At 46.1% G+C, this 18,645-nt stretch carries 18 protein-coding genes and 4 tRNA genes; 17 read left to right on the top strand and 5 right to left on the bottom strand.

Translation table 11 applies throughout. The features are described 5' to 3' along the window. Nucleotides 1–221 precede the first annotated feature (221 nt). On the bottom strand, nucleotides 222–3,293 hold the full coding sequence (locus DCCM_RS16490) for a tetratricopeptide repeat protein (protein WP_104373485.1): 3,072 nt from the start codon (nucleotides 3,291–3,293) through the stop codon (nucleotides 222–224). A gap of 344 nt (nucleotides 3,294–3,637) precedes the next feature. On the opposite strand from DCCM_RS16490, the gene DCCM_RS16485 reads away from it, so the two are divergent. From DCCM_RS16485 to DCCM_RS16435, 11 genes are all read left to right on the top strand, one after another. Continuing rightward, a complete protein-coding gene (locus DCCM_RS16485; protein ID WP_104373484.1) occupies nucleotides 3,638–4,051 on the top strand; it encodes a hypothetical protein in 414 nt (137 codons plus the stop codon). Continuing rightward, the gene (locus DCCM_RS16480; protein ID WP_104373483.1) at nucleotides 4,051–5,556 is read left to right on the top strand and encodes a VirD4-like conjugal transfer protein, CD1115 family; all 1,506 of its coding nucleotides are present in this window, start codon (nucleotides 4,051–4,053) and stop codon (nucleotides 5,554–5,556) included. The genes DCCM_RS16485 and DCCM_RS16480 overlap by 1 nt, the downstream gene beginning before the upstream one ends. Nucleotides 5,557–5,578: 22 nt before the next feature. After that, nucleotides 5,579–5,917 carry a hypothetical protein gene (locus DCCM_RS16475; RefSeq protein ID WP_207655621.1) on the top strand — a complete coding sequence of 113 codons (339 nt, stop codon included), beginning with the start codon at nucleotides 5,579–5,581 and terminating at the stop codon, nucleotides 5,915–5,917. A 35-nt stretch (nucleotides 5,918–5,952) separates the two neighbouring features. Beyond that, complete coding sequence (locus DCCM_RS16470; protein ID WP_104373482.1) at nucleotides 5,953–6,798, top strand: conjugal transfer protein TrbL family protein; 846 nt, start codon at nucleotides 5,953–5,955, stop codon at nucleotides 6,796–6,798. Nucleotides 6,799–6,809: 11 nt separating this feature from the next. Beyond that, entirely contained in the window at nucleotides 6,810–7,133 is a 324-nt protein-coding gene (locus DCCM_RS16465; RefSeq protein ID WP_231702828.1) for a PrgI family mobile element protein, read from the top strand. A 2-nt stretch (nucleotides 7,134–7,135) separates the two neighbouring features. Then, nucleotides 7,136–7,792 carry a TraC-like domain-containing protein gene (locus DCCM_RS16460; protein ID WP_207655620.1) on the top strand — a complete coding sequence of 219 codons (657 nt, stop codon included), beginning with the start codon at nucleotides 7,136–7,138 and terminating at the stop codon, nucleotides 7,790–7,792. A gap of 47 nt (nucleotides 7,793–7,839) precedes the next feature. After that, complete coding sequence (locus DCCM_RS16455) at nucleotides 7,840–9,693, top strand: VirB4 family type IV secretion system protein (protein ID WP_104373480.1); 1,854 nt, start codon at nucleotides 7,840–7,842, stop codon at nucleotides 9,691–9,693. Further along, nucleotides 9,694–10,635, top strand: coding sequence for a M23 family metallopeptidase (locus DCCM_RS16450; RefSeq protein WP_104373479.1), 942 nt, complete (start codon nucleotides 9,694–9,696; stop codon nucleotides 10,633–10,635). It abuts the gene before it with no gap. A gap of 106 nt (nucleotides 10,636–10,741) precedes the next feature. Beyond that, nucleotides 10,742–11,476, top strand: a complete 735-nt coding sequence (locus tag DCCM_RS16445; RefSeq protein ID WP_231702827.1) for an EAL domain-containing protein — start codon at nucleotides 10,742–10,744, stop codon at nucleotides 11,474–11,476. An 85-nt stretch (nucleotides 11,477–11,561) separates the two neighbouring features. Beyond that, a complete protein-coding gene (locus DCCM_RS16440; RefSeq protein WP_104373477.1) occupies nucleotides 11,562–12,596 on the top strand; it encodes a DnaD domain-containing protein in 1,035 nt (344 codons plus the stop codon). Nucleotides 12,597–12,627: 31 nt separating this feature from the next. Next, nucleotides 12,628–14,412, top strand: a complete 1,785-nt coding sequence (locus DCCM_RS16435) for a recombinase zinc beta ribbon domain-containing protein (RefSeq protein ID WP_104373476.1) — start codon at nucleotides 12,628–12,630, stop codon at nucleotides 14,410–14,412. On the opposite strand, the gene DCCM_RS16430 is transcribed toward DCCM_RS16435, so the two are convergent. The 4 genes from DCCM_RS16430 to DCCM_RS16415 form a co-directional block, all read right to left on the bottom strand. Continuing rightward, nucleotides 14,391–14,465: transfer RNA gene (locus tag DCCM_RS16430), tRNA-Cys, on the bottom strand. The genes DCCM_RS16435 and DCCM_RS16430 overlap by 22 nt on opposite strands. 8 nt (nucleotides 14,466–14,473) lie before the next feature. Further along, nucleotides 14,474–14,548 (bottom strand) — tRNA-Gly (locus tag DCCM_RS16425). Nucleotides 14,549–14,587: 39 nt separating this feature from the next. Continuing rightward, nucleotides 14,588–14,663: transfer RNA gene (locus tag DCCM_RS16420), tRNA-Phe, on the bottom strand. A gap of 5 nt (nucleotides 14,664–14,668) precedes the next feature. Next, nucleotides 14,669–14,744: transfer RNA gene (locus DCCM_RS16415), tRNA-Asp, on the bottom strand. A gap of 431 nt (nucleotides 14,745–15,175) precedes the next feature. Between DCCM_RS16415 and DCCM_RS16410 the strand changes: the two genes are divergently transcribed. Genes DCCM_RS16410 through DCCM_RS16385 form a run of 6 tightly spaced genes read left to right on the top strand, consistent with a single transcriptional unit; the run spans nucleotide 15,176 to nucleotide 18,598 of the window. Next, nucleotides 15,176–16,366, top strand: a complete 1,191-nt coding sequence (locus DCCM_RS16410; protein ID WP_104373475.1) for a type II secretion system F family protein — start codon at nucleotides 15,176–15,178, stop codon at nucleotides 16,364–16,366. 16 nt (nucleotides 16,367–16,382) lie between these two features. Then, nucleotides 16,383–16,850 carry a type II secretion system protein GspG gene (locus DCCM_RS16405; RefSeq protein ID WP_104373474.1) on the top strand — a complete coding sequence of 156 codons (468 nt, stop codon included), beginning with the start codon at nucleotides 16,383–16,385 and terminating at the stop codon, nucleotides 16,848–16,850. Further along, complete coding sequence (locus DCCM_RS18255) at nucleotides 16,825–17,316, top strand: pilus assembly FimT family protein (RefSeq protein WP_165792221.1); 492 nt, start codon at nucleotides 16,825–16,827, stop codon at nucleotides 17,314–17,316. Before DCCM_RS16405 ends, DCCM_RS18255 begins: the two co-directional genes overlap by 26 nt. After that, the gene (locus tag DCCM_RS16395; RefSeq protein WP_104373472.1) at nucleotides 17,294–17,683 is read left to right on the top strand and encodes a type IV pilus modification PilV family protein; all 390 of its coding nucleotides are present in this window, start codon (nucleotides 17,294–17,296) and stop codon (nucleotides 17,681–17,683) included. The genes DCCM_RS18255 and DCCM_RS16395 overlap by 23 nt, the downstream gene beginning before the upstream one ends. Continuing rightward, nucleotides 17,680–18,156, top strand: coding sequence for a PulJ/GspJ family protein (locus tag DCCM_RS16390; RefSeq protein ID WP_104373471.1), 477 nt, complete (start codon nucleotides 17,680–17,682; stop codon nucleotides 18,154–18,156). The genes DCCM_RS16395 and DCCM_RS16390 overlap by 4 nt, the downstream gene beginning before the upstream one ends. Further along, nucleotides 18,104–18,598: a hypothetical protein gene (locus DCCM_RS16385; RefSeq protein WP_128739178.1), complete on the top strand. Its 495-nt coding sequence runs from the start codon at nucleotides 18,104–18,106 to the stop codon at nucleotides 18,596–18,598. Before DCCM_RS16390 ends, DCCM_RS16385 begins: the two co-directional genes overlap by 53 nt. Nucleotides 18,599–18,645: the final 47 nt, after the last annotated feature.

The following is an 18,645-nucleotide window of genomic DNA, read 5'->3' as shown; positions in this document are numbered from 1 at the left end:
ATGAATTGATATACTATAAATTTAAACAAATGAACCCACAGGAAGATGTGAATTGTCAGTAAAATTGATTGATATTTTGTATAACCTTTCTATTGGTTTTGTGTATAACATATCTTTTTACGGCAGAACCTACATAGTGTTAGGTGTAGTTATTTTATCGAGAGAGCTCTTATTGTAAAATATTGAGAAATCAAAAACGTGTCAAGAATCCATACCTTTAATTAATCTTTAGTTAAAAATATTGGCTCCTCAGTAGCTTCATCTGGATCTGCATCGTTAATTTCTAAATAATCTTCTTCTAAAGGACATTCAGTCTGCTCATAAAATTTATCATTTAATCGTTTTAGAAAGTCGTAGTCAGGGTCAATATTCCTTGCTTTGTCAAGTTTTTCAATAGCTTTTTGCTTGTATCCATTATCAAATAAGTAAAGGGCGTACATGCATAGGTAATAACAATTTGTTTGCTCAAGATCACAAGCTTCATCATATAATCGAAGTGCCTTATCGGGATTTTCATAGCGACATGCTCGAGCCTGAGCAAATTTTATTTCCGCAAGTTCCCATTTAAAGCTGTTTCCATATTGATCATAAATATTCTCAGCTTCATTTGCGTGCTCATTTGCTAAAGGAATATAGATTTTTTTACTTGACAATGCAATTGCATAACTAGCCCATAAATATGCGCCTCGCGGATTGAATTTTGTGGCTAACTTAAAATATTTTTCAGCATTTATAATATCACTGCAATAAACGTAAGATTTAGCCATTCGAATAAAAATATCTGTTCTTTGCTCGCCAACAGCATCGTAAATCATATGATAATAGCGAACAGCCTCTTCATAATTTTTGTCTTTATACAAACGATCTGCAATAGGCTTTAGTTCCTCAATGTATCGGTATTTAAATTGCATAACTTTATCTATTTGCAAACTTCCAGCGCAATGATAGATCAGGTTAGATAAAATAAGTGGGTTAGTTTGTGTCTTTTCTGCTTGCTGATTACTATAAAGTTCCTCGTAATAAGTGGCTAATGACTTGTGGTAATTTGCTCGTTCCTTTACCTCAAGTAAATCATAGTAGTATTCTTTGAATAATGGATGCACTTTAATGCGTAAATCGCCTTTTTCTACTAAGAAGCGGTTAGCGAGACTGTCTGCTGCAGGTAGTAAATATGCGTAGTATTTTTTGATAAAATTTATTTCAATTGGTGTTTTTGTTGTGGATAGTAAATTCATTAGCATGGTTTCGTCGTCAGAAAGATTGACTTCTCCTAGTAGATTTTTAATCATACGCTCTTGAAATCTCAGGAGTAGAGCTCCTTTTAACTCAAAGTCCTGCAATTTATTCTCGTCTATGAGTTGTGCAACAAGAATAGCTGCAAGAGGATTTCCATAAACGATATCAATAATGTTGTCACCTATTTCAATGGGTTTTGTAGAGTTTGTGATTTTACGATAGCAATAACTTATAATAAATCGCACATCTTGGTCGATTAGGCGTGATATTGCTGTTGGCTGAATTCCGATTTTTTCAATGTCTAAGATCTTTCGGTTGCTTGTTAATATTAATTTTAACTTGGTTGAATTTTTTGCATGCTCTAGGAAGTGAAGAAAGAAATTCTTGATCTTCGTATCGGAAAAGACACCATTTGTTTCAGTTAAGTTGTTGATATTATCAACAATTAAGGAAATGGGAGGGCCAAGCTCAATAATCTCAAATATTTTACCTGCTACGTTTTCTATCGGTACGCCTTTTTGCTCAATATATGGGAGGTTTAGAACGTAAGATATCTGATCAAAAAGTAACTCATAGCCAATACCTTTTTCTAACTCTATATATCTTATCTCCCAAGGAGGTGGAGAAGGTAAAACCTTTGTGCTAATCTTTTTAACCAGCTTTGTTTTGCCTATGCCACGCAACCCTTGTAAAAGAAAAACGTTGTCGTTGCTATTAAAAAACTGGCTAAGACATGAAAGTTCATTGTCACGTCCAGAAAAAAGATTATCATCATCTAAAATATTAATCTGCTGTTTAGTATTTTTTTCAAAGGAAGAAAGATGTTCGGCAAGCTTCGATAGGTTATAATAGAGCTTATCTTCCGAAGAAGCTTGATGCATATTTGCTGCAATGGTATTTAAAGCTAGTTTGCTTTGTTCATATTTTAATTGCTGGAAAGGGATGTTGTTTATTTTGATGTATTCAAGAGTATTCTCAGCTACAGATTTTTCAAACAACCCATTTTCGGCTACTATTTGCAAATAACGAATTTTTTTAGCTAATATTGCATCTCTACACTGATTGATTGTGTCATCTATTGTGTTAGAATCGTAATTGATTAAATAATTATCAATCGACTGCATGGTTAATAAATGCGATTTTTCTTGACCATAAAAAATATTAACAACTTCATTAATAGAAATTGCTTCAACAGTATTTACTGTTCCAATAGCACTATGCATTCGGTCTAAGTCTATTGTAGCAGTAACTAGGCATTCAATATTTCTTGGAACTGGTGCTGTTCTATTATCATCTGCAAACCAATGTTTGCTGTATTTTGAGAACGCACCTGAAATCAAAGAGCCACCTATACTAGCACAATTTGCATAAATAACAGGTGTTTCATTAAATTTGGAAATTGTTGCCAATGCTTGGAATGGTTCGGTATTTCTTGACCAAGACGGTATTACTAGAATGCCTTTATTGTCTTTATTAAACGATAATATTTTGCTTCCACTAATTGCATCAATGCATATTTTAATTTGCATTGTATAATTTCCCATATTAAACTTATCTTCCGTTGGATTTTTAGGTACGCGAAGGCTACTAATTTCAGGTGCAGCTTTTTGGTTTTTTAATGTGTACCCCAATACACCTATAGAAGATAAGACTGGGCACATTGCACAGCCAAGAATGCTTTTTATGTCTGGATAATTTTTTGGCAATTTGCAGTCTGCATTTGTTATCATGTGAGTGCCCGCTACAATAATTATATTAGTGTCTTGTATTGCTTCAACCATATCATTAAGTATGGACACAGGAATAGCGTATTCAGGAAATACTAAAACATTAATCCTTAAACTTATTGCTTTTTTAATTAATGTAAGTATTTTTAGTTTAATCCAACTTATGTAATTATCTTTCAAACTTTTTCTTAGTCTCCTACTTCCAGGATAAATGAATTCAGATATTGATGTGCTATCGTCACCATGTGGTTCAATTAACATGTCTATTTGATTGTAGAGAAATGTTGGTTTAAAGTCAATTTGAGCTACTGCTACTTTTAACTTAGCCATTACTTATCCTCCTTTAAAACTCTTAAAGGCAAAATGTGTTATAATTTAAGGGCACTTTGCTAAAAAAATCTCCTACCTGAATATGCTTACTAACAATAAAATTGTTAATTTTTTATAAAATTATGGATTAAAATTAATTAAAATTAAGTTGGTGGGATATTGAAAATATCATAATGTACTATATTGCAAATAATTACAACAGGAAGTTTATTTATTCCTTTTTTTAAAGAGAGAAATTTCATTATTTTTCAACAATAAAAAAATTAAAGTTACAGAGATACTGAAAATACCTTTAAACCGAGAGCCGCAAGGCTCTTTTGTTTTTTGAGGAGGTGTATACGCAAATGAAATTCCGTTTGTACCTTGTGTTGACCCTGGTTCTGCTGGATTTGTTCCTATTGCCGCCTGTCCTTCATATGCCCAACCATTGGAAGGCATACGGGTTTAAGGCAGGTGCTGTTCAGTGGAAACAGGAGTTTCTCGGGAGGCCCTGGGAAGGGCCGATGATTCTGGTTGCTGACGAAAAGGTCAGGACTGCCTGGTGCTGGGCGCAGCTTATAATGGGTGCGGCTGTTGTCAACATTTTTCAAAAAGGGAGGCGAAGAAGCGGAAAAAAAGGTGACGGCCCGGGCGGGCCGCCGGCAGCTGGGGATGGGCAGTTTGGCACGTCGCGATGGCAGACGGAGAAGGAAATAAAATCAAACTTTAAAATGGTTAGCTTCTCATTTAAAGGGATAAAGTCAAGGGGGAAAAGTTGATGGTAAAGGTTCCTGGTGGGATCGTCGTTGGTGCCCAACGTCGGGGAATGCGTTTTGATACTTGGCTGGACGTGGAAGATACCCACATCCTTTTAATTGGCGGCACCAGGTCCGGGAAATCGCGCAGGGTGATTATGCCTTCCATATGGATTTTGGCGCATGCCGGGGAAAGTTTTATTGCAACCGATATTAAGGGGGAATTGAATGCACACAGTGCGGCCTTTTTAAGAAAGATGGGCTATAGGGTCGTGGTGCTGGATCTCCGCGACCCGGCCAGGAGTTTGAACAGGTGGAATCTTTACGATCCTGTCCTGGCTGCTTTGAAGAATGGCGATTATTCCAGGGCCTCACGGGCGGCCCAGTCAATTGCCCACATAATGACTTGCAAGGATATGCCGCCCGGGCTTTACAGGGGTGATCCGATCTGGCCCAACTCGCAAAGAAGCCTAACCACCGCCTTGATCATGGCGGTGGCCATGGAAGCGCCTGATGAGGCCCGGCATATGGGAAGTGCTTACCGTATGCTGACCACGTTGGGTATTGATGGAGGTGAGTTGCTGGATGAGTATTTTAACCGATTGCCGCTTGGTCATCAGGCACGTCTTGACTACGGAGTGGCGGCCATGGCCGAAGGGCGGCTGAAAAGCGGCATTTATACCGGGGCGGCGGCGCAGTTGGCTCTTTGGACCGATCCCGGGGTGTGCTGGCTGACTTCGGAACAGGATCATGACCTGGCCGGACCGGGAAACGAAAAGACTGCCGTCTTCCTGGTGATACCCGATGAGGACAGCGCTTTTCACACTCTTGCCACTATTTACATTACCCAGGCATACCAGGCGTTGGTGGAGCTGGGCAACCGGCACGGGGGAGTGCTGCCCCGGAAAGTTTATTTTCTGCTGGACGAATGCGGGAACCTGCCTCAATTCCCCGACTTTGATATAAAGATTACGACCGCCGCTGGCCGTAACATGAAGTTCCTTCTTGCACTCCAGGGGTTGGACCAGCTTAAAAAACATTACGGACTTCAGGCCAATACCATATCCGGAAACTGTGCCACCTGGATTTATCTGTCCACTTCCGATCAGGATACGCAAAGGTTGCTTAGTGCCAAAAGCGGCCAATATACTGTCCGGACGGACAGTTATTCCAGCCAATCAAGGTCCAAGTCATTTGAATATTCCCATGGTGTTTCTGAGAGCCTTACGGGCCGGGCGCTGCTAACGCCGGATGAAATAGGCAGGTGGCCCAAAGGAAGATCCCTGCTGTTTAAAGCAGGCCAGTATCCTGCTCAGCTTCCGCTGCCGGATCTTTCCGAATGGCCGGCGGCAGCTGACCTGGTGATTAAAGATACTGAAAATTACGCTGAGGGGGTGAGTTTCGAGACACCGCAGTTCTGGGTGCCCCAGTTTTCAAGCCCGGTTAAAAAGAAGTCTTCTGTTGATGGAACTGTAAAGAGGTCTTCTAAGAAAGGGCCGGCCAGGGATGCCATTGATAATGTTCATTAAAGCATACAAAGGAGGAGTTTGAATGAAGAATAAGGTAATTCGCGTTGCAGGCAAAGGTGCTAGGATTCTATTGAGCGCTGTTCTAATAGTTTCATATACTTCCGCAGCCCATGCAGCACCACCAGCTATAATCACGGGGTTTTTAAATCTGGTTAATGACGCCACAACCTGGCTGCTAGGCCTGGTGCCCGGTACCGCAGCAACAATGATAGGCTACCACGCGTTAATGAAGCAGACCTCGGAAGGTGACCAGGCCGAGGTTGCAAGCCATAACAGGGCCATGGTCAACGTGCTGAAGGCCGGCGCCATCGGCACGGGGGCGGTCGGCTTGGTAAAGACCATTCTTGCATACTTCAGCTGATGGTTTTTTCCGTATCTTGAAAGGGGGATTGCTTCTTGGGGGTACTTGCAAACCTTATATGGGAAGGCTTTGTGAATGTTCTGGCCAAACTTTACAACAATCTGGTGACAAGCCTTACTGGCGGGATGCTGAATTCCATGGCGGCTGCGCTGCAAATTCTGGATTCCACTTATGTCAGGAATGTCATAGTTGACGCCCAGGTAATCGGCGGGTCCTTACTCACATTAAAAATCCTTTACGATACTCTTTACACATACATTCTTCGCGCCAACGGAGAGCCCACAGATCCAGGTGGGCTATTGTTTAGGGTATCCATGGCGGCGGCTGTGGTTGGGGGCGCTCCTTGGATAGCCAGACAGGTATATTCCGCCTGCACGGACCTGGCGACGGAGATTGCGGGTTCCCAGGCCATTGACTCCAGCCAGCTGTCCCCCTTTGTCGCCCTGACCAACCCGGGGGTGATCATTACCCTGGTGGCCATAGCCGGCCTTGTGCTTTGGATATTGATACTGATTCAGACCGGCGTCAGGGCAGTGGAGCTGGCGGTGCTGTCCATCACCGGTTCGGTTATGGCCGTGGGCCTTACAAGCCCGGACCAGGGGACTTTCGCCGCTTGGTGGAGGGAGTTGGTGGTGCTGAGCATGAGCCAGGTGATTCAGATATTCTTGGTTAAAGGTGCGTTGAGCTCGCTGACCCTGGTGTCTGTTGGGACCGTCATGCAGATGTTTTTTTTCCTTGGATGGCTGTGGGTGGCCTACAGGACGCCGGCGGTGTTAAGACAGTTTGCCTATTCCACCGGTATAGGCGGCGCGGCGGCAGGAACCGCCCAGCAGGCCGGCTATCTGCTGATTATGCGTAGAATATTTACAAGGGGGGTTTGAAGTTGAGCGATATGAATGACTCAATGGATTCTAATATGAAATCTTATTTAATCCCGCAGAATGTGGAGACCAAATTTCAATTCTTTCCGGGGTTTGGCTGGTTCGAGGTGGGGGCGGTTGCCGCCGCTTTTCTTTTGGGTGCTCTTTTGGTATATGTACTGGGATGGTTTACAAACAGCCCGGGGAAATACATCCTGCTGTTACTTCCGCCGGCTGCGGCTTTCTTTCTGTTTAAACCGACGCCGGACGGGAGCAGTCTGTACCAGCTGCTCAAGAATTATAGGGATTGGCTTCGGTCGCGGAAAAGGTATTTATATGAGTACAGGGAGGATTGAATATGTTACTCAGGATTAAAGGCAGAGGTAAAAAGAAAAAGGGTGATTTGCCGGCGCGGGAGGATATATCCTCCCGTGAGCCTTCCACCCGGGACTGGCTTCCCATAGAGGATATTGGCGGCGGCCTGATTGTAAGGCGTGACGGCTGGCTTGTGGCGGTCCTGAAGGTGGAGCCGTTGAATATAGACTTGAAAAGCGATAGGGAAAAGAAAAGGATCATCAAGGCTGTGCATGAGGTTTTCAACGGGCAGCGGGAGGCTTTTCAAATTCTCAGCATCGGGCGGCCTGTTGACTTGGATGGTTATCTTCAAGAGCTTGAGGTAATGGTTGGAAAAGCCGATGCCAAAAGGAAAAGGCATTTGCGGGAGTACATCCGGCATGTGGCGGGGATTGTGACGGGGGGCGAGGCGCTGGAGCACAGGTATTATGTGCTGCTGTCCCAGGAGCCGGACCCCCAGGCCAGGGATGAACTTCTAAAGAGAAGCTATGAGATGGCCGCAGGGCTCAAGACTTCCGGTTTGAAGGTTACTTTGTGCCAGGACCGTGAGATCATTGATCTAATGTTTTCTTTTATGCACCCCGCCCAGGCCGCATTTGAGCGCGCCCCTTCTTCTTCCGAGCCGGAGTTGCCGCCAGCTGTTAACTGGGGCGTGGAATAGCCGGGGGACAGGAATTTTGTGATAAATAAAGGAGGCTGACAGGTTATATGATAGTGCCTTTTCTGAAAAGAGATAAGCGGGATTCTTCTTTAAAGAGGCCGGCATCAGGACTGAGTTCCGGTTCCGGTCTCTTGAATGTGCTGGCCCCAATGGCTTTTGATTTTAGGCAGAGGCAGCTTACCATGGGGGACATGCTTTGCCGGGTTCTGGTGGTTACGGGCTATCCGCCCAATGTTGAGCCCGCCTGGCTTTCCCGGGTGGTGACGCTGCCGGGGGTTTTTTCAAGTATTCACGTTACGCCGACAGATCCTTATCAATTGATTAACAGTATAAACAATTCCATCGGGGAACTGGCCGGCAAGCTTGAAACAACGGGCAAAGCCCTATATAAAATGCGTGCTCAAAAGTCGTTGAAAGATGCGGAAACGATGCTAAAAAAGATAGACCAGGAGAATCAAAACGTATTTTATGTTACTGTGATTTTTCTTGTTCTGGCCAGTGACGAGGATACTTTAAACAGGCGTTCCAAGCGTCTTGAAAGCGCCCTGGCCGCCCCGGGGATGAGGGGAAGGGCGCTTATTTTCCGCCAGGAGGAAGGGCTATTGGCTGCCGGTCCCTGGGCGGTTCTGCCGGAGAAGGTCAGCAGGGCCGGACGGCGGAACATGGTGTCGGAAACGGTGGCTGCGTCTTTTCCTTTCGCCGCAGGGGGAATAAAGGACGGCTTCGGAATTCTCCTCGGGCGTGATAAATACGGCGGCATTGTGCTGCTGGATATTTGGAGAAGGGGAGGGGACAGACCCAACTCCAGTTTGCTGGTCCTGGGCAAGCCAGGGGTGGGCAAGTCGTTTACCGTCAAGCTGATCCTTTACCGGGAATACCTCCAAGGGTCCAAGATCATTATGATCGATCCCGAGCGCGAGTACCGGGACTTGTGTATGGGATTGGGCGGAAGTTGGATTAATTGCGCCGGCGGTAGCGGGAGGATTAATCCGCTGCAGGTAAGGCTCTATCCGGTAGATGAGGATGAGGCCGGTAAGGATGGGGACAAAAGAGCCCTTGGGCCGCTGTTTTTGCATATACAATTCTTGAGGACTTTTTTCAGTCTGTACCTAAGAGATTTGAGCGATGTGGAAAAGGCTTTGTTGGAAGACGCGCTGGTGGAGCTGTATGCCGGCTTTTGCGGGGTCACCTGGGATACCGAGTTTGAAGCCATTCGTGGCATACCGGCGGAAAAGTGGCCGAATACCAGAGACCTGTATGAGCTTGTGGCGGAAAAGGCGGAGAGCGATCCTGAGCTCTGGAGAAGACTTGCAATATTGTTGAAAAGGGCCGGCGTTGGTTCCGACGCTGCCTTATGGGCCGGGCCTACCACGGCCCGGGTGGATTCGGATGTGATAGTCCTGGATATTTTTAATCTCATGAATGCCGATAATTCCGTGAAAAAGGCGCAATATTTCAATGTGCTGAGTTATGCCTGGCATATCATTGAGACGGACAGAATGGAGAAGGTCTTTTTCGGCGTGGATGAGGCTTACCTTCTGGTGGACCCTCAAACGCCACAGACATTGGAGTTTTTACGGAACACGAATAAAAGGATCAGGAAATACTCCGGCAGTTTAGGCGTGATAACCCAGAACGTGAGTGATTTCCTTGATCCTGAAGTGAAAAGGCACGGGGGAGCCCTGCTAAACAATCCAACTTATAAGCTTTTCCTGGGGCAGGGTGAAGATGACCTTGAGGCGTTGAGCAGTCTTTTGCGGCTTAGCGAGGCCGAGCAGGACCTTCTTATTTCCGCCGAAAGGGGGGAAGGCCTGCTGGTGGCGGGAAACCAGCGCATCCGGATGAATATTGAGGCTTCGGCGCATGAGATTGCTTTGTTTGGCAGCGGCGGGGGGATGTAAATGCATCTTGCGCTAAAGCTGCTGCTGGCCCTGGTGCCCAAGGATAAAGCAATACATATTTTGTTGGCGGGCATTCTACTGCCTGTATTTCTCATTTGCGTATTGTTTTCCGGTCCGGTAGTTGTACACGAGAGGGTGCCCATGGTTAGCCAGGAGCAAGCAATGCTGTATTTTAACGCTGCCAAAAGGGTCAGCAACAGCACCAGTTCTCCCTGTGATAAGGGGGTTATTGTAAACTGGCAGCAGGTAATTGCAATAGATGCTGTTTTGCTAAACCAGGATTTCAGCAATGCAAATGAGGACAGGGCTTATCAACTGGCCAGAAGATTTGTTGAAAAGATTGGCGAATGCACCCACTGCCAGGGTACTGGAGAGAAAAGAACCTGCAGCACGTATCCGGTTTACAGGCTGAAAACCATTGACGAGGTTATGGACGAGCTGGGGTTTAGCCAGGAAGAAAAGGAAAGGGTAATGCAGTTCTTAGCTGCGGATCTCAGCTTTCTATTGAATATTTCCGGAGTGCCCCCGGGATGGGTTCCGCAAACCGGACCCTGGGCATGGCCGGTGCCCGGGAATTATTCTATATCTTCCGGCTTTGGCCCGAGGATAGATCCTTTTACAGGGGATGTCGGCAAGCATGATGGAATAGACATCCCCGACGTTATAGGAACCAGGGCGGTGGCGGCCCGTAAGGGGGTTGTGGTTCACTGCAGTTGGTCCAGCGGTTACGGCAACCTGGTTGAATTGGATCATGGCGATGGCATCCACACTTTGTACGGGCACCTTTCAGCATATAGTGTCATAAAAGGGCAGGTGGTGGAGATGGGCCAGGAGATTGGCAGGATCGGCAGTTCCGGGAAGTCCACCGGACCTCACCTTCATTTTGAAGTCAGGGTGAATGGTGTTCCGGTTAACCCGTTGACTTTTTATGGTGGCAGCTGAGTTATTCCACGTGGAATAACTTTATTATTTTGCCGGCTCGCATGGTTTATGCGGGCCGGCCTTTTTATTAAGAACGGAAAACAGGAGGCGAAAAGGATTGGATGTTATGAGAATAATAGATTCCGGGAGGTTGAGAATTCTATTTCAGCCCATTCGTGACAGGAGAAAAAATGTGGTGGTGGGTTACGAGGCCCTGGTCAGGGGGCCGGAGGGCAGCCCCCTGGAGCTTCCTAAAAAGCTTTTTAAGGCTGCCCGTAAAGCCGGCGGCAGGCAGGAGCTGGAGATGGCGTGTTTTAGAAAGGCTCTTTCCGTGTACCGTTCCAGGCTGATCGGTTCAGGAGCGCTTTTGTTTGTGAATTTTCACCCGGTTGTACTGTCCAGTTGTATTGACGAGATACTGTTCGAGCTTGACGGGTGCCGGAAGAAAACAGTTATTGAGATAACCGAAGCATCCAAAATTAGATGTGGCCGCGATGTTTTCAGGCAGCTTAAAAATGGCGGCGTAAGGGTGGCCCTTGATGATGTCGGTATAGGGGACAGGAGTTTATCCAGTATATGTGATTTGGAATCTGATTATTTGAAAGTGGACAAAGGGGTTGTCCGCGGCATTGTTTCAGGCAACGGCAGCGCGGATAAATACGGGCTTGTCTTGAGTTTCCTCGTTAAATTCGGAAAGCAGTCGGGGGCTAGGGTAATTGTTGAGGGGATTGAAACTTTGGAGCAGCTTAGATTAACGGATAAAACCGGTGTTGAGCTTGTGCAGGGATTTTATTTTGACCGCCCCATGCCTGCGGAGCATTGGGCGGACAGTGGCAATAAATTGGTTGTAACGAAAATGTAAGGTGTCAGATAAATAACTGCATCCTGGTTTTTTATTTAAGAGTCCATATTTTTATTACAAAAATCATATATGCGGAGGCTGTTAAATGAGTGAAATTGTTCGTGGCAGAACCAAGGGATACTTGACAATTGAAAATCACATTGAAGACGGACTGCTTGAAATTGGCAGTATTGATCTTGCCGGTTTCTATGGTGCCCTAAAAAGGTTTGTGGACAGACGTGAGAATGAAGAGGGCAAATCAGCCATGCCGTGGACTGTTGATTACTTTTGTAATAAATTTAAAATCGGTAAACAGAGGTTCTATAGGTTGTCGGGAATATTATGGCAGATTGGCTTGTTGGATGTTGAAAAAGATATTGGAATAATAAATCCCAAGAACGGTACAAGGGGTTGGCGTAATAGGTACGTGGTGCATGACTATGCGGATTATGAGGGTCCTTTGCGTAAAGTCAGGGAGGGTTCGTATAAATATAAAAAAGAGACGGCTGAAGATGAATCAGGCGATGTGAATATTCAACAAGAAGAAGCTGGAGAGTCTAACGATGTTTCAGTTGATGAAGTTTATAAAGAGGGGGAAGATTTGGCCGAATCATTGAATAAAGAGGTATTTCCATATCGGAATACCCCAAAGCGGGGTATTCCCACCACAGGTATTCCCACTACGGAAATACCTGTCACGGGAATACCCACTGCGGGTATACCCACAGTGGAACGGCATATAAAATATAATATATATAAAAAACAAGATCATAAAAAACAAACCAAAGAAACTACCATTCATTCAGCCATTCATCATGATGATGATAATATTCGCGCGGGAAAAAAGGAGCCTGTGGATATTGTGGATAACTCGGATGGGCACGGAATAAAAAAAATATTAACTAATGCCGGATTCGAGGGGACGCCAATCGAAATGGAGTATATTGCTCATTGGATAAATACGTTTTCCCATGATATGATTAAATATGCAGTGGACAAGTCTGTTCTAAACGGTAAGAGAAGCTTGCCGTACATTGGGGGTATTTTTGAAGATTGGCTGAAAAAAGGAGTAAAGACAATTAAACAGGCTAAAAGTGAATCACGATATGATTCTGTTCTTCTGAAGTTGAAAGAAACTTAAAATTTGTTATAAAAAAGCGAGTGACAGCGTTATGGATGAATTTCTTAATTTAAGAGCAACCAACATAACTGAAACAGGAAAAAAACTTTATGCCGTGGCCGCAGCTCGTACATCAACAGAGGATCAATTTATAAGAGGAAATTCCATAATTGAGCAGAACAGTCGCATAAATCAATGGGCTGAGAAGAATAATGTTATGATTGTGGCAAGGGAAGATATAGATCACTCCGCCTATAGGGGTCTGGATGAAGATCCGCGAATGCTACGTTTGCTGGAAAAAGCAAAATCTGATTCAAGGGTCAGTCTTTTTTTAGTTGACGAAAAAAGTAGATTCGCCAGGCGCAAAGTGCTACGGGTTAAGTGGGCGGACGAGCTCCGGAAACATTGTGTCGAAGTAATCGGTGTCAGCGAACCACAGTACGACCGCAAGTCCGTTATGGGCGTCTGGTGGGAGGGAATGAGCGAAACCAAGGATGAAGCCCGGTCGGCGGAAATAGCCTATTTTACGATGCGTGGCATGCTTCGCAACTTTCAGGAACGTGATTTAAAAACAGGCAATTGCTACCGAAACGGCGGACCTCCTGCCTATGGCTACAAAAATATTCATGTAACAAGAGGAAAGGATACCAGGGGTAAAGATATTATAAAATTACTTTGGGACGTTGAGGAAGAACAAGCTAAGATTGTACGATATGTTGTACTAACCTGTTGGCTTAGTAAGAATATGACCCTAAAATCGATCCGGAACCACCTTCAATCTACAGAGCCAAAGTGGGATGGCCGACGGGATCTTGTGCTTAATGCAAAGGGTAAACCATGGAGCCTTTCATCAATTAGGGAAATGTGCGTCAAGGCTTTGGAGGGCTACTATAATGGTATCGGATATTTCAATCGGACTGGTAAAGACCTTGTTGGTTCCGGTCAAAAGTGGAAAAACACAGAGGAATGGTTACGTGTAGAAAATGCACACCCAAAGATAATTTCTGATGAAGAATACATGGAGTTGGTAAAGGTGAAAGGTCCAGAAATGGAAAGAAGAAAAAAACCAGGTTTTAGAGTACCACGGGCGGAAAACAGTAGATACCTTTTTAGTGGTAAAAACCTTGTAGGCGAAAATATGTTTATATGTCTTCGTTGTGGTGGGCCTATGAAGGGTTCCCCTTCAGGAGGGTATCTTTACTATATATGTTCTAATAGGGACAACCAGGCCAGCTGCGATAACAATGCCCATCTAGCGCAGGATGAAATAGAAAAGATAGTGGTGGAGCATATAAAAGGTTTTTTTACGCCGGCTATGCTTGATGAAATTGTTCGTGAGGCTGAGAGGCTGGCAAATACGGATGATTCTGAACGCGAAGAAGCTGAAAAATATATTAAAAAATCTATTGAAGAAAAACAACGTGGTATCGAAAATATACTGGAAGCAATAAAGCATGCAAAAGACCTTGTTATAATGCCTACGTTAACAGCCGAGCTCGACCGTCTGCAGAAAGAAAAAACTTATTTGTTAAACGATTTAGATGAGCTAAAAGAAGAAATGCCTAAAACGGCAAAAATTGATAAAGACTTAGTATTTAAAAAGGTTAATTTTCTCGAAAAAGTATTGCGTGATAAAGATATCAGCAACTATGATAAAAAAATGGCCGTCCGTGGTTTTGTAAAACAATTACAATATGATCCGGCAGATAACATTTTGCATATTTATTTCTGGCCTTCGCCCGTGGATCAGTCAAGTCCAGAAGTATTGGGAGAATTAAATCAAAAAGCCAGGGAAATTTATTCCCCGGCTTTACGTGGAGGCGACACCCAGATTTGAACTGGGGAATGGAGGATTTGCAGTCCTCTGCCTTACCACTTGGCTATGTCGCCGCATAAAATGGAGCGGAAGACGAGATTCGAACTCGCGACCCTCGCCTTGGCAAGGCGATGCTCTACCACTGAGCTACTTCCGCATGCTTTTAAATTATATTATTTTAATTTTGCTGTCAAGTTGGTGCCACGGGCCGGAATCGAACCAGCGACACGCGGATTTTCAGTCCGCTGCTCTACCAACTGAGCTACCGTGGCATATATGGCGGAGCTGACGGGACTTGAACCCGCGGTCTCCGGCTTGACAGGCCGGCATGTTAACCACTACACCACAGCTCCGTATGCGTCATCCGGCTTGTTTTGACTGTTGCCTCCGCCGCTTACAATGATAAGTATACAAAATCTCGGGCGTGAAGTCAAACAAAATTTTTGTTTTTGATGAGTTATCTTGAGCCAGAACAGGTAAAATTCAGCTGGCGGGAGGACATTGTAAAACCCGCAGGCCCGGGCTTAAAAATTAAGCTTGGCTCCGGGAAGCCCCCCGCCCGGGATATTATACCCTTAAAACGGGATTTGACGCCGGCAATATTTATTTTTCCTGAATAATGTGATAAATTTCTGGTACTCTCAGCTTAATAGGGTGGAAAAAAAGATGTCCGGGTTTTATCCCGGACAAGAGGCAGAGCATTGTGAGTGACTATTCCACATTATTCCTAAAACAGTTATATTGTTACATTTTAGCTATAATGTATTCTTTTGGGTGAGTTGTTATGGCCGCGTACTTATATGGCGCCAGGAAGGGTTCGGGCCGTTTTTCCGCCGGTTTAATCCGGGCCGGCAATAAATTGGATGCGGCCGTGTCTTTAAAGGAAACAGGACTTTTCATCATCTGGCTGTACAGTCTTCCCATACCCTCAAATATTCCGGCAGTAATGCGTACTTTCGGAGTAAACAAGAAGCGGCTATACCTGTTTTGCAAGCAGCTTTCCAGCATGCTGGCGGCCGGCGTGGGCCTGGAATATTCCCTGGAATGCCTGGCCCAAAGAACGGCGGGAAAAAGCTTTAATTCAGCAATAGTCTCGGTGCTCACCATGCTTAGAAAGGGCACTCCCTTCTCCCGGGCCCTTGCCGGACATCCCGTGTTTCCGGAATTAATGATTAATATGGTCAGGGCCGGGGAGATGGCCGGGGCGCTGGAAGAGACCCTGAATGATATCGCGGATTATTACCGGAGGGATAATGATTTTTCCGCCAAAATCAAATCCATTTTGATTTATCCGGCTTTTTTACTGTCAGCCACCCTGGTGATGATTATCTGCATGGTTGATTACGTGGGTCCCAAATATTTGTCTGCATACCAGCAGTTGGGCATTGCGCCGCCATCAACAACAATAAATATAATGAAGATCGGCGCACTGCTTAAGACCTTCTGGCCGTCGGCACTGCCGGCGGGTATTATTCTTTACTTTTTATATAAAAAGATTGGTGTTACTGAAACCGGGGCAAGGTTGTTTCTGGCATTTCCCCTGGCCGGCAGGCTGAGCAGGTACATTGCCCTTTACAGGTACTGCTGGGTGCTGGGAATGCTTCTGGAGAGAGGCGTTCCCTTTCTGGGCGCTTTACAGGTCTCCGGCCGGGTGCCGGGAAATATAGCGGCCGGAAGAGCCGCTGACAGGATTATTAAGGGTGTAACGGCAGGCTATGGTTTAAGCAGGGTAATGGCCCTTGATAGTTTTTTCCCGCCGTTGCTTATCCAGATGGTCAGGGTTGGTGAGGAAACCGGAAAAATATCCGAAGCCCTCCTTAAGGCGTCCCGGTTTTACCGCGGGGAAGCCCGGTACTTAACCAGGAATATAATGGCTGCTGTTGAACCGGCTTTGATTCTGTTCATGGGAGGGGTAATCGGTTTCATTGTCATGGCCATGCTGTTGCCAATGACAAACCTGATAAATTCTCTGTAAAAAGGGTAGTGGTGTTGTGGCGCCCGTCGGTATCAAGAAGGCGGTTAACAATGGTTTTACATTGCTGGAAGTGATGGTGGTCATAGGGATTATCGGCATAATGGCTTCCATAATTATGTCAACTTCAGTTCAACAGGTGGAAAAGTCCCGGTCCAAGAAAACCCAGGCGGATTTAAAGACCATGAAGGGGGCTCTGGACATATATGCCATGGAGGAGGGCCGGGGTAAATATCCCGCTGAACCGGACCAGGTGATTGCGGCCATGGAAGGCCAGGGAGTTGCCTGGGAAGCCTGCCGGGACGGCTGGGACCAGCCTTATGCGTATTATGTCAACGCTGAAAAGACAAAATATTATCTGCTTTCCCCGGGCAGCGGCGGGGAGGCGGAAACTGACGATGACATTTTTGTCTCGGAAAAGCAAAATCCCATCCGGGACTATCCTCCTTCCATCGGAGCATATGAAAAGATCTGTGCATCGGATTAAGGAACTCATTTCAGGTCGCAGGGGATTCACGCTTCTGGAGACGGTGGCGGTGATGATGGTTGCGTCTGTAATGCTGCTTTGCGTTTTACCCTCCCTGACCCGGTTTCAATCGGCACACGCCCTTTATTCGTCAGCCCTCATGCTGGCCTCGGATATAAGATGCCACCAACAGGAGGCGGTGGGGGCTGAGAATGAAAACGCCACCTATCAGATTAGTTTTGATACGGAAAGGGACGAATATTCCCTCATGCTGGCCACTGAGAGACTGCGTACCGTTTTATTGCCCGGCTCGGTGGACCTGGTGTTCACCAATTTTGATTACAATCTGTTGAAATTTACCCTGCAGGGGGCGCCGGTGTCGGGCGGTCATGTGATGCTAAAGGATACCGTGAGCGGCAAAAGTTTTTATATAATAATTAATCCCGTGGCTGGGAGGGTAAGGATTGATACCGTTCCTCCGGAGTGAAAGAAAAACCGGAAGCGGGGGGTTCACCCTGCTGGAAGTGCTGACGGCCTTTTTGGTGTTTACCCTTTGTATTACCGCTGTGCTGGATTTATTCTTTAGCGGCCTCAGGCACCAGGTACAGGCCTGGGAAGAAACCAGGGCTTCCTTTGCTGCCTCGGCCATACTTGAGCAGGTAAAAGAAATGCCTTTTGAATCGGCTGAAAGCAAGGCCCGGGCGGAATATTCCGGGGAGCCCGGCCTTAACTATGCCGTGGACGTGGGGCCGTCCGCCCGCCCGGATATGAAAACCATTTCCGTTACGGTGTTTTATGACCTGGCTGGAGAGGAAAAAAGCGTCAAGCTGATGATGGAGAGGTTGAATCGTTGATGGCGAAATTACGGCCGGTAAATGGTTTCACTCTGCTGGAGCTGTCCGTTTCCGTGTTTATTTTTATATTGCTGGGAACCGCGGTAACAACCGTCATGTCCCATGGAGCAAGAATCTGGCGCCACGGGACGGAGAGGCTGGAGGTGGAAGAGAATCTAAGGCTGGCCATGGACCGGGTGGTGAGGGAAATACGGGAGTCTTCAGCCCTTTCATCCCCGTCTCCGGATAAATTGATTCTGGATGTGCCGGAAAACGGTACCACTGTCAAAGTGGAGTACTGGTTCAAGGACGGTCAAATTTTCAGAAAGCGTAAAGGCGGGACCAATCCGCTGGCCATTAACGTGAGCGGGGCTGATTTTTACTGCGCGGCTGTTGAGAATCCGGGCAGTGTACATATAAGATTCTGGGGAGTAACCGGTGATGGGGAAACAATATCGTTGTCTTCCGCGGCCTCCGGCAGGGCGGATAAGTAAACCCAACAGGCCCGAGGCGGCCTTTGTCGCGCTCTGGACGGCTTCAGCAGTTCTGGTGCTGGCTGCGATGGCCACATCCCTATTCGGGCTGGCCTGGGGGGAAAGGGTAATTTCCCTGCAGCAGGTAAAACAACTGCAGACATATTATATAGCCGAGGCCGGGGTGGAGTATGCCCTGTCCCGCTGCCGTGAGGACGGGGAGTGGACAGACGGACTTCCCCGGGTATTTAACCATGATTTTGCGGGGGGCACGGCTGTGGTAAGCGCTGTTAAGGAAACCGTTGACGGGGAAGACATTACTGTCAGGGTGGAATCCCGGGCAGTATACCAGGCCTATAAAAGAACAGTTGTGGCCAGGGTGATATTGGGCCCGGAAGATGCCATAAAGGTTATCGGCTGGCAGGAGAAGTACAATGTTTTTCCCAAGGCCGGAGGCCATTGAAGAACTGCGCGCCAGGCCTGTTTTCAAAGGGCCTGTGCATATTTTTC

Origin of the sequence: Desulfocucumis palustris, from assembly GCF_002933875.1 — a bacterium.
Lineage (GTDB): Bacteria > Bacillota > Desulfotomaculia > Desulfotomaculales > Desulfocucumaceae > Desulfocucumis > Desulfocucumis palustris.
The sequence above is the reverse complement of the archived record's forward strand: the minus strand, read 5'-3'. Positions and strand labels throughout refer to the sequence as shown.

Coding starts and splice junctions, on each gene's coding strand:
- DCCM_RS16465 (WP_231702828.1), top strand. CDS start 6,810: ATGAATGACTCAATGGATTCTAATATGAAATCTTATTTAATCCCGCAG.
- DCCM_RS16445 (WP_231702827.1), top strand. CDS start 10,742: ATGAGAATAATAGATTCCGGGAGGTTGAGAATTCTATTTCAGCCCATT.
- DCCM_RS16435 (WP_104373476.1), top strand. CDS start 12,628: ATGGATGAATTTCTTAATTTAAGAGCAACCAACATAACTGAAACAGGA.
- DCCM_RS16485 (WP_104373484.1), top strand. CDS start 3,638: ATGAAATTCCGTTTGTACCTTGTGTTGACCCTGGTTCTGCTGGATTTG.
- DCCM_RS16475 (WP_207655621.1), top strand. CDS start 5,579: ATGAAGAATAAGGTAATTCGCGTTGCAGGCAAAGGTGCTAGGATTCTA.
- DCCM_RS16410 (WP_104373475.1), top strand. CDS start 15,176: ATGGCCGCGTACTTATATGGCGCCAGGAAGGGTTCGGGCCGTTTTTCC.
- DCCM_RS16480 (WP_104373483.1), top strand. CDS start 4,051: ATGGTAAAGGTTCCTGGTGGGATCGTCGTTGGTGCCCAACGTCGGGGA.
- DCCM_RS16455 (WP_104373480.1), top strand. CDS start 7,840: ATGATAGTGCCTTTTCTGAAAAGAGATAAGCGGGATTCTTCTTTAAAG.
- DCCM_RS16385 (WP_128739178.1), top strand. CDS start 18,104: ATGGGGAAACAATATCGTTGTCTTCCGCGGCCTCCGGCAGGGCGGATA.
- DCCM_RS16440 (WP_104373477.1), top strand. CDS start 11,562: ATGAGTGAAATTGTTCGTGGCAGAACCAAGGGATACTTGACAATTGAA.
- DCCM_RS16460 (WP_207655620.1), top strand. CDS start 7,136: ATGTTACTCAGGATTAAAGGCAGAGGTAAAAAGAAAAAGGGTGATTTG.
- DCCM_RS16490 (WP_104373485.1), bottom strand. CDS start 3,293: ATGGCTAAGTTAAAAGTAGCAGTAGCTCAAATTGACTTTAAACCAACA.
- DCCM_RS18255 (WP_165792221.1), top strand. CDS start 16,825: ATGAAAAGATCTGTGCATCGGATTAAGGAACTCATTTCAGGTCGCAGG.
- DCCM_RS16450 (WP_104373479.1), top strand. CDS start 9,694: ATGCATCTTGCGCTAAAGCTGCTGCTGGCCCTGGTGCCCAAGGATAAA.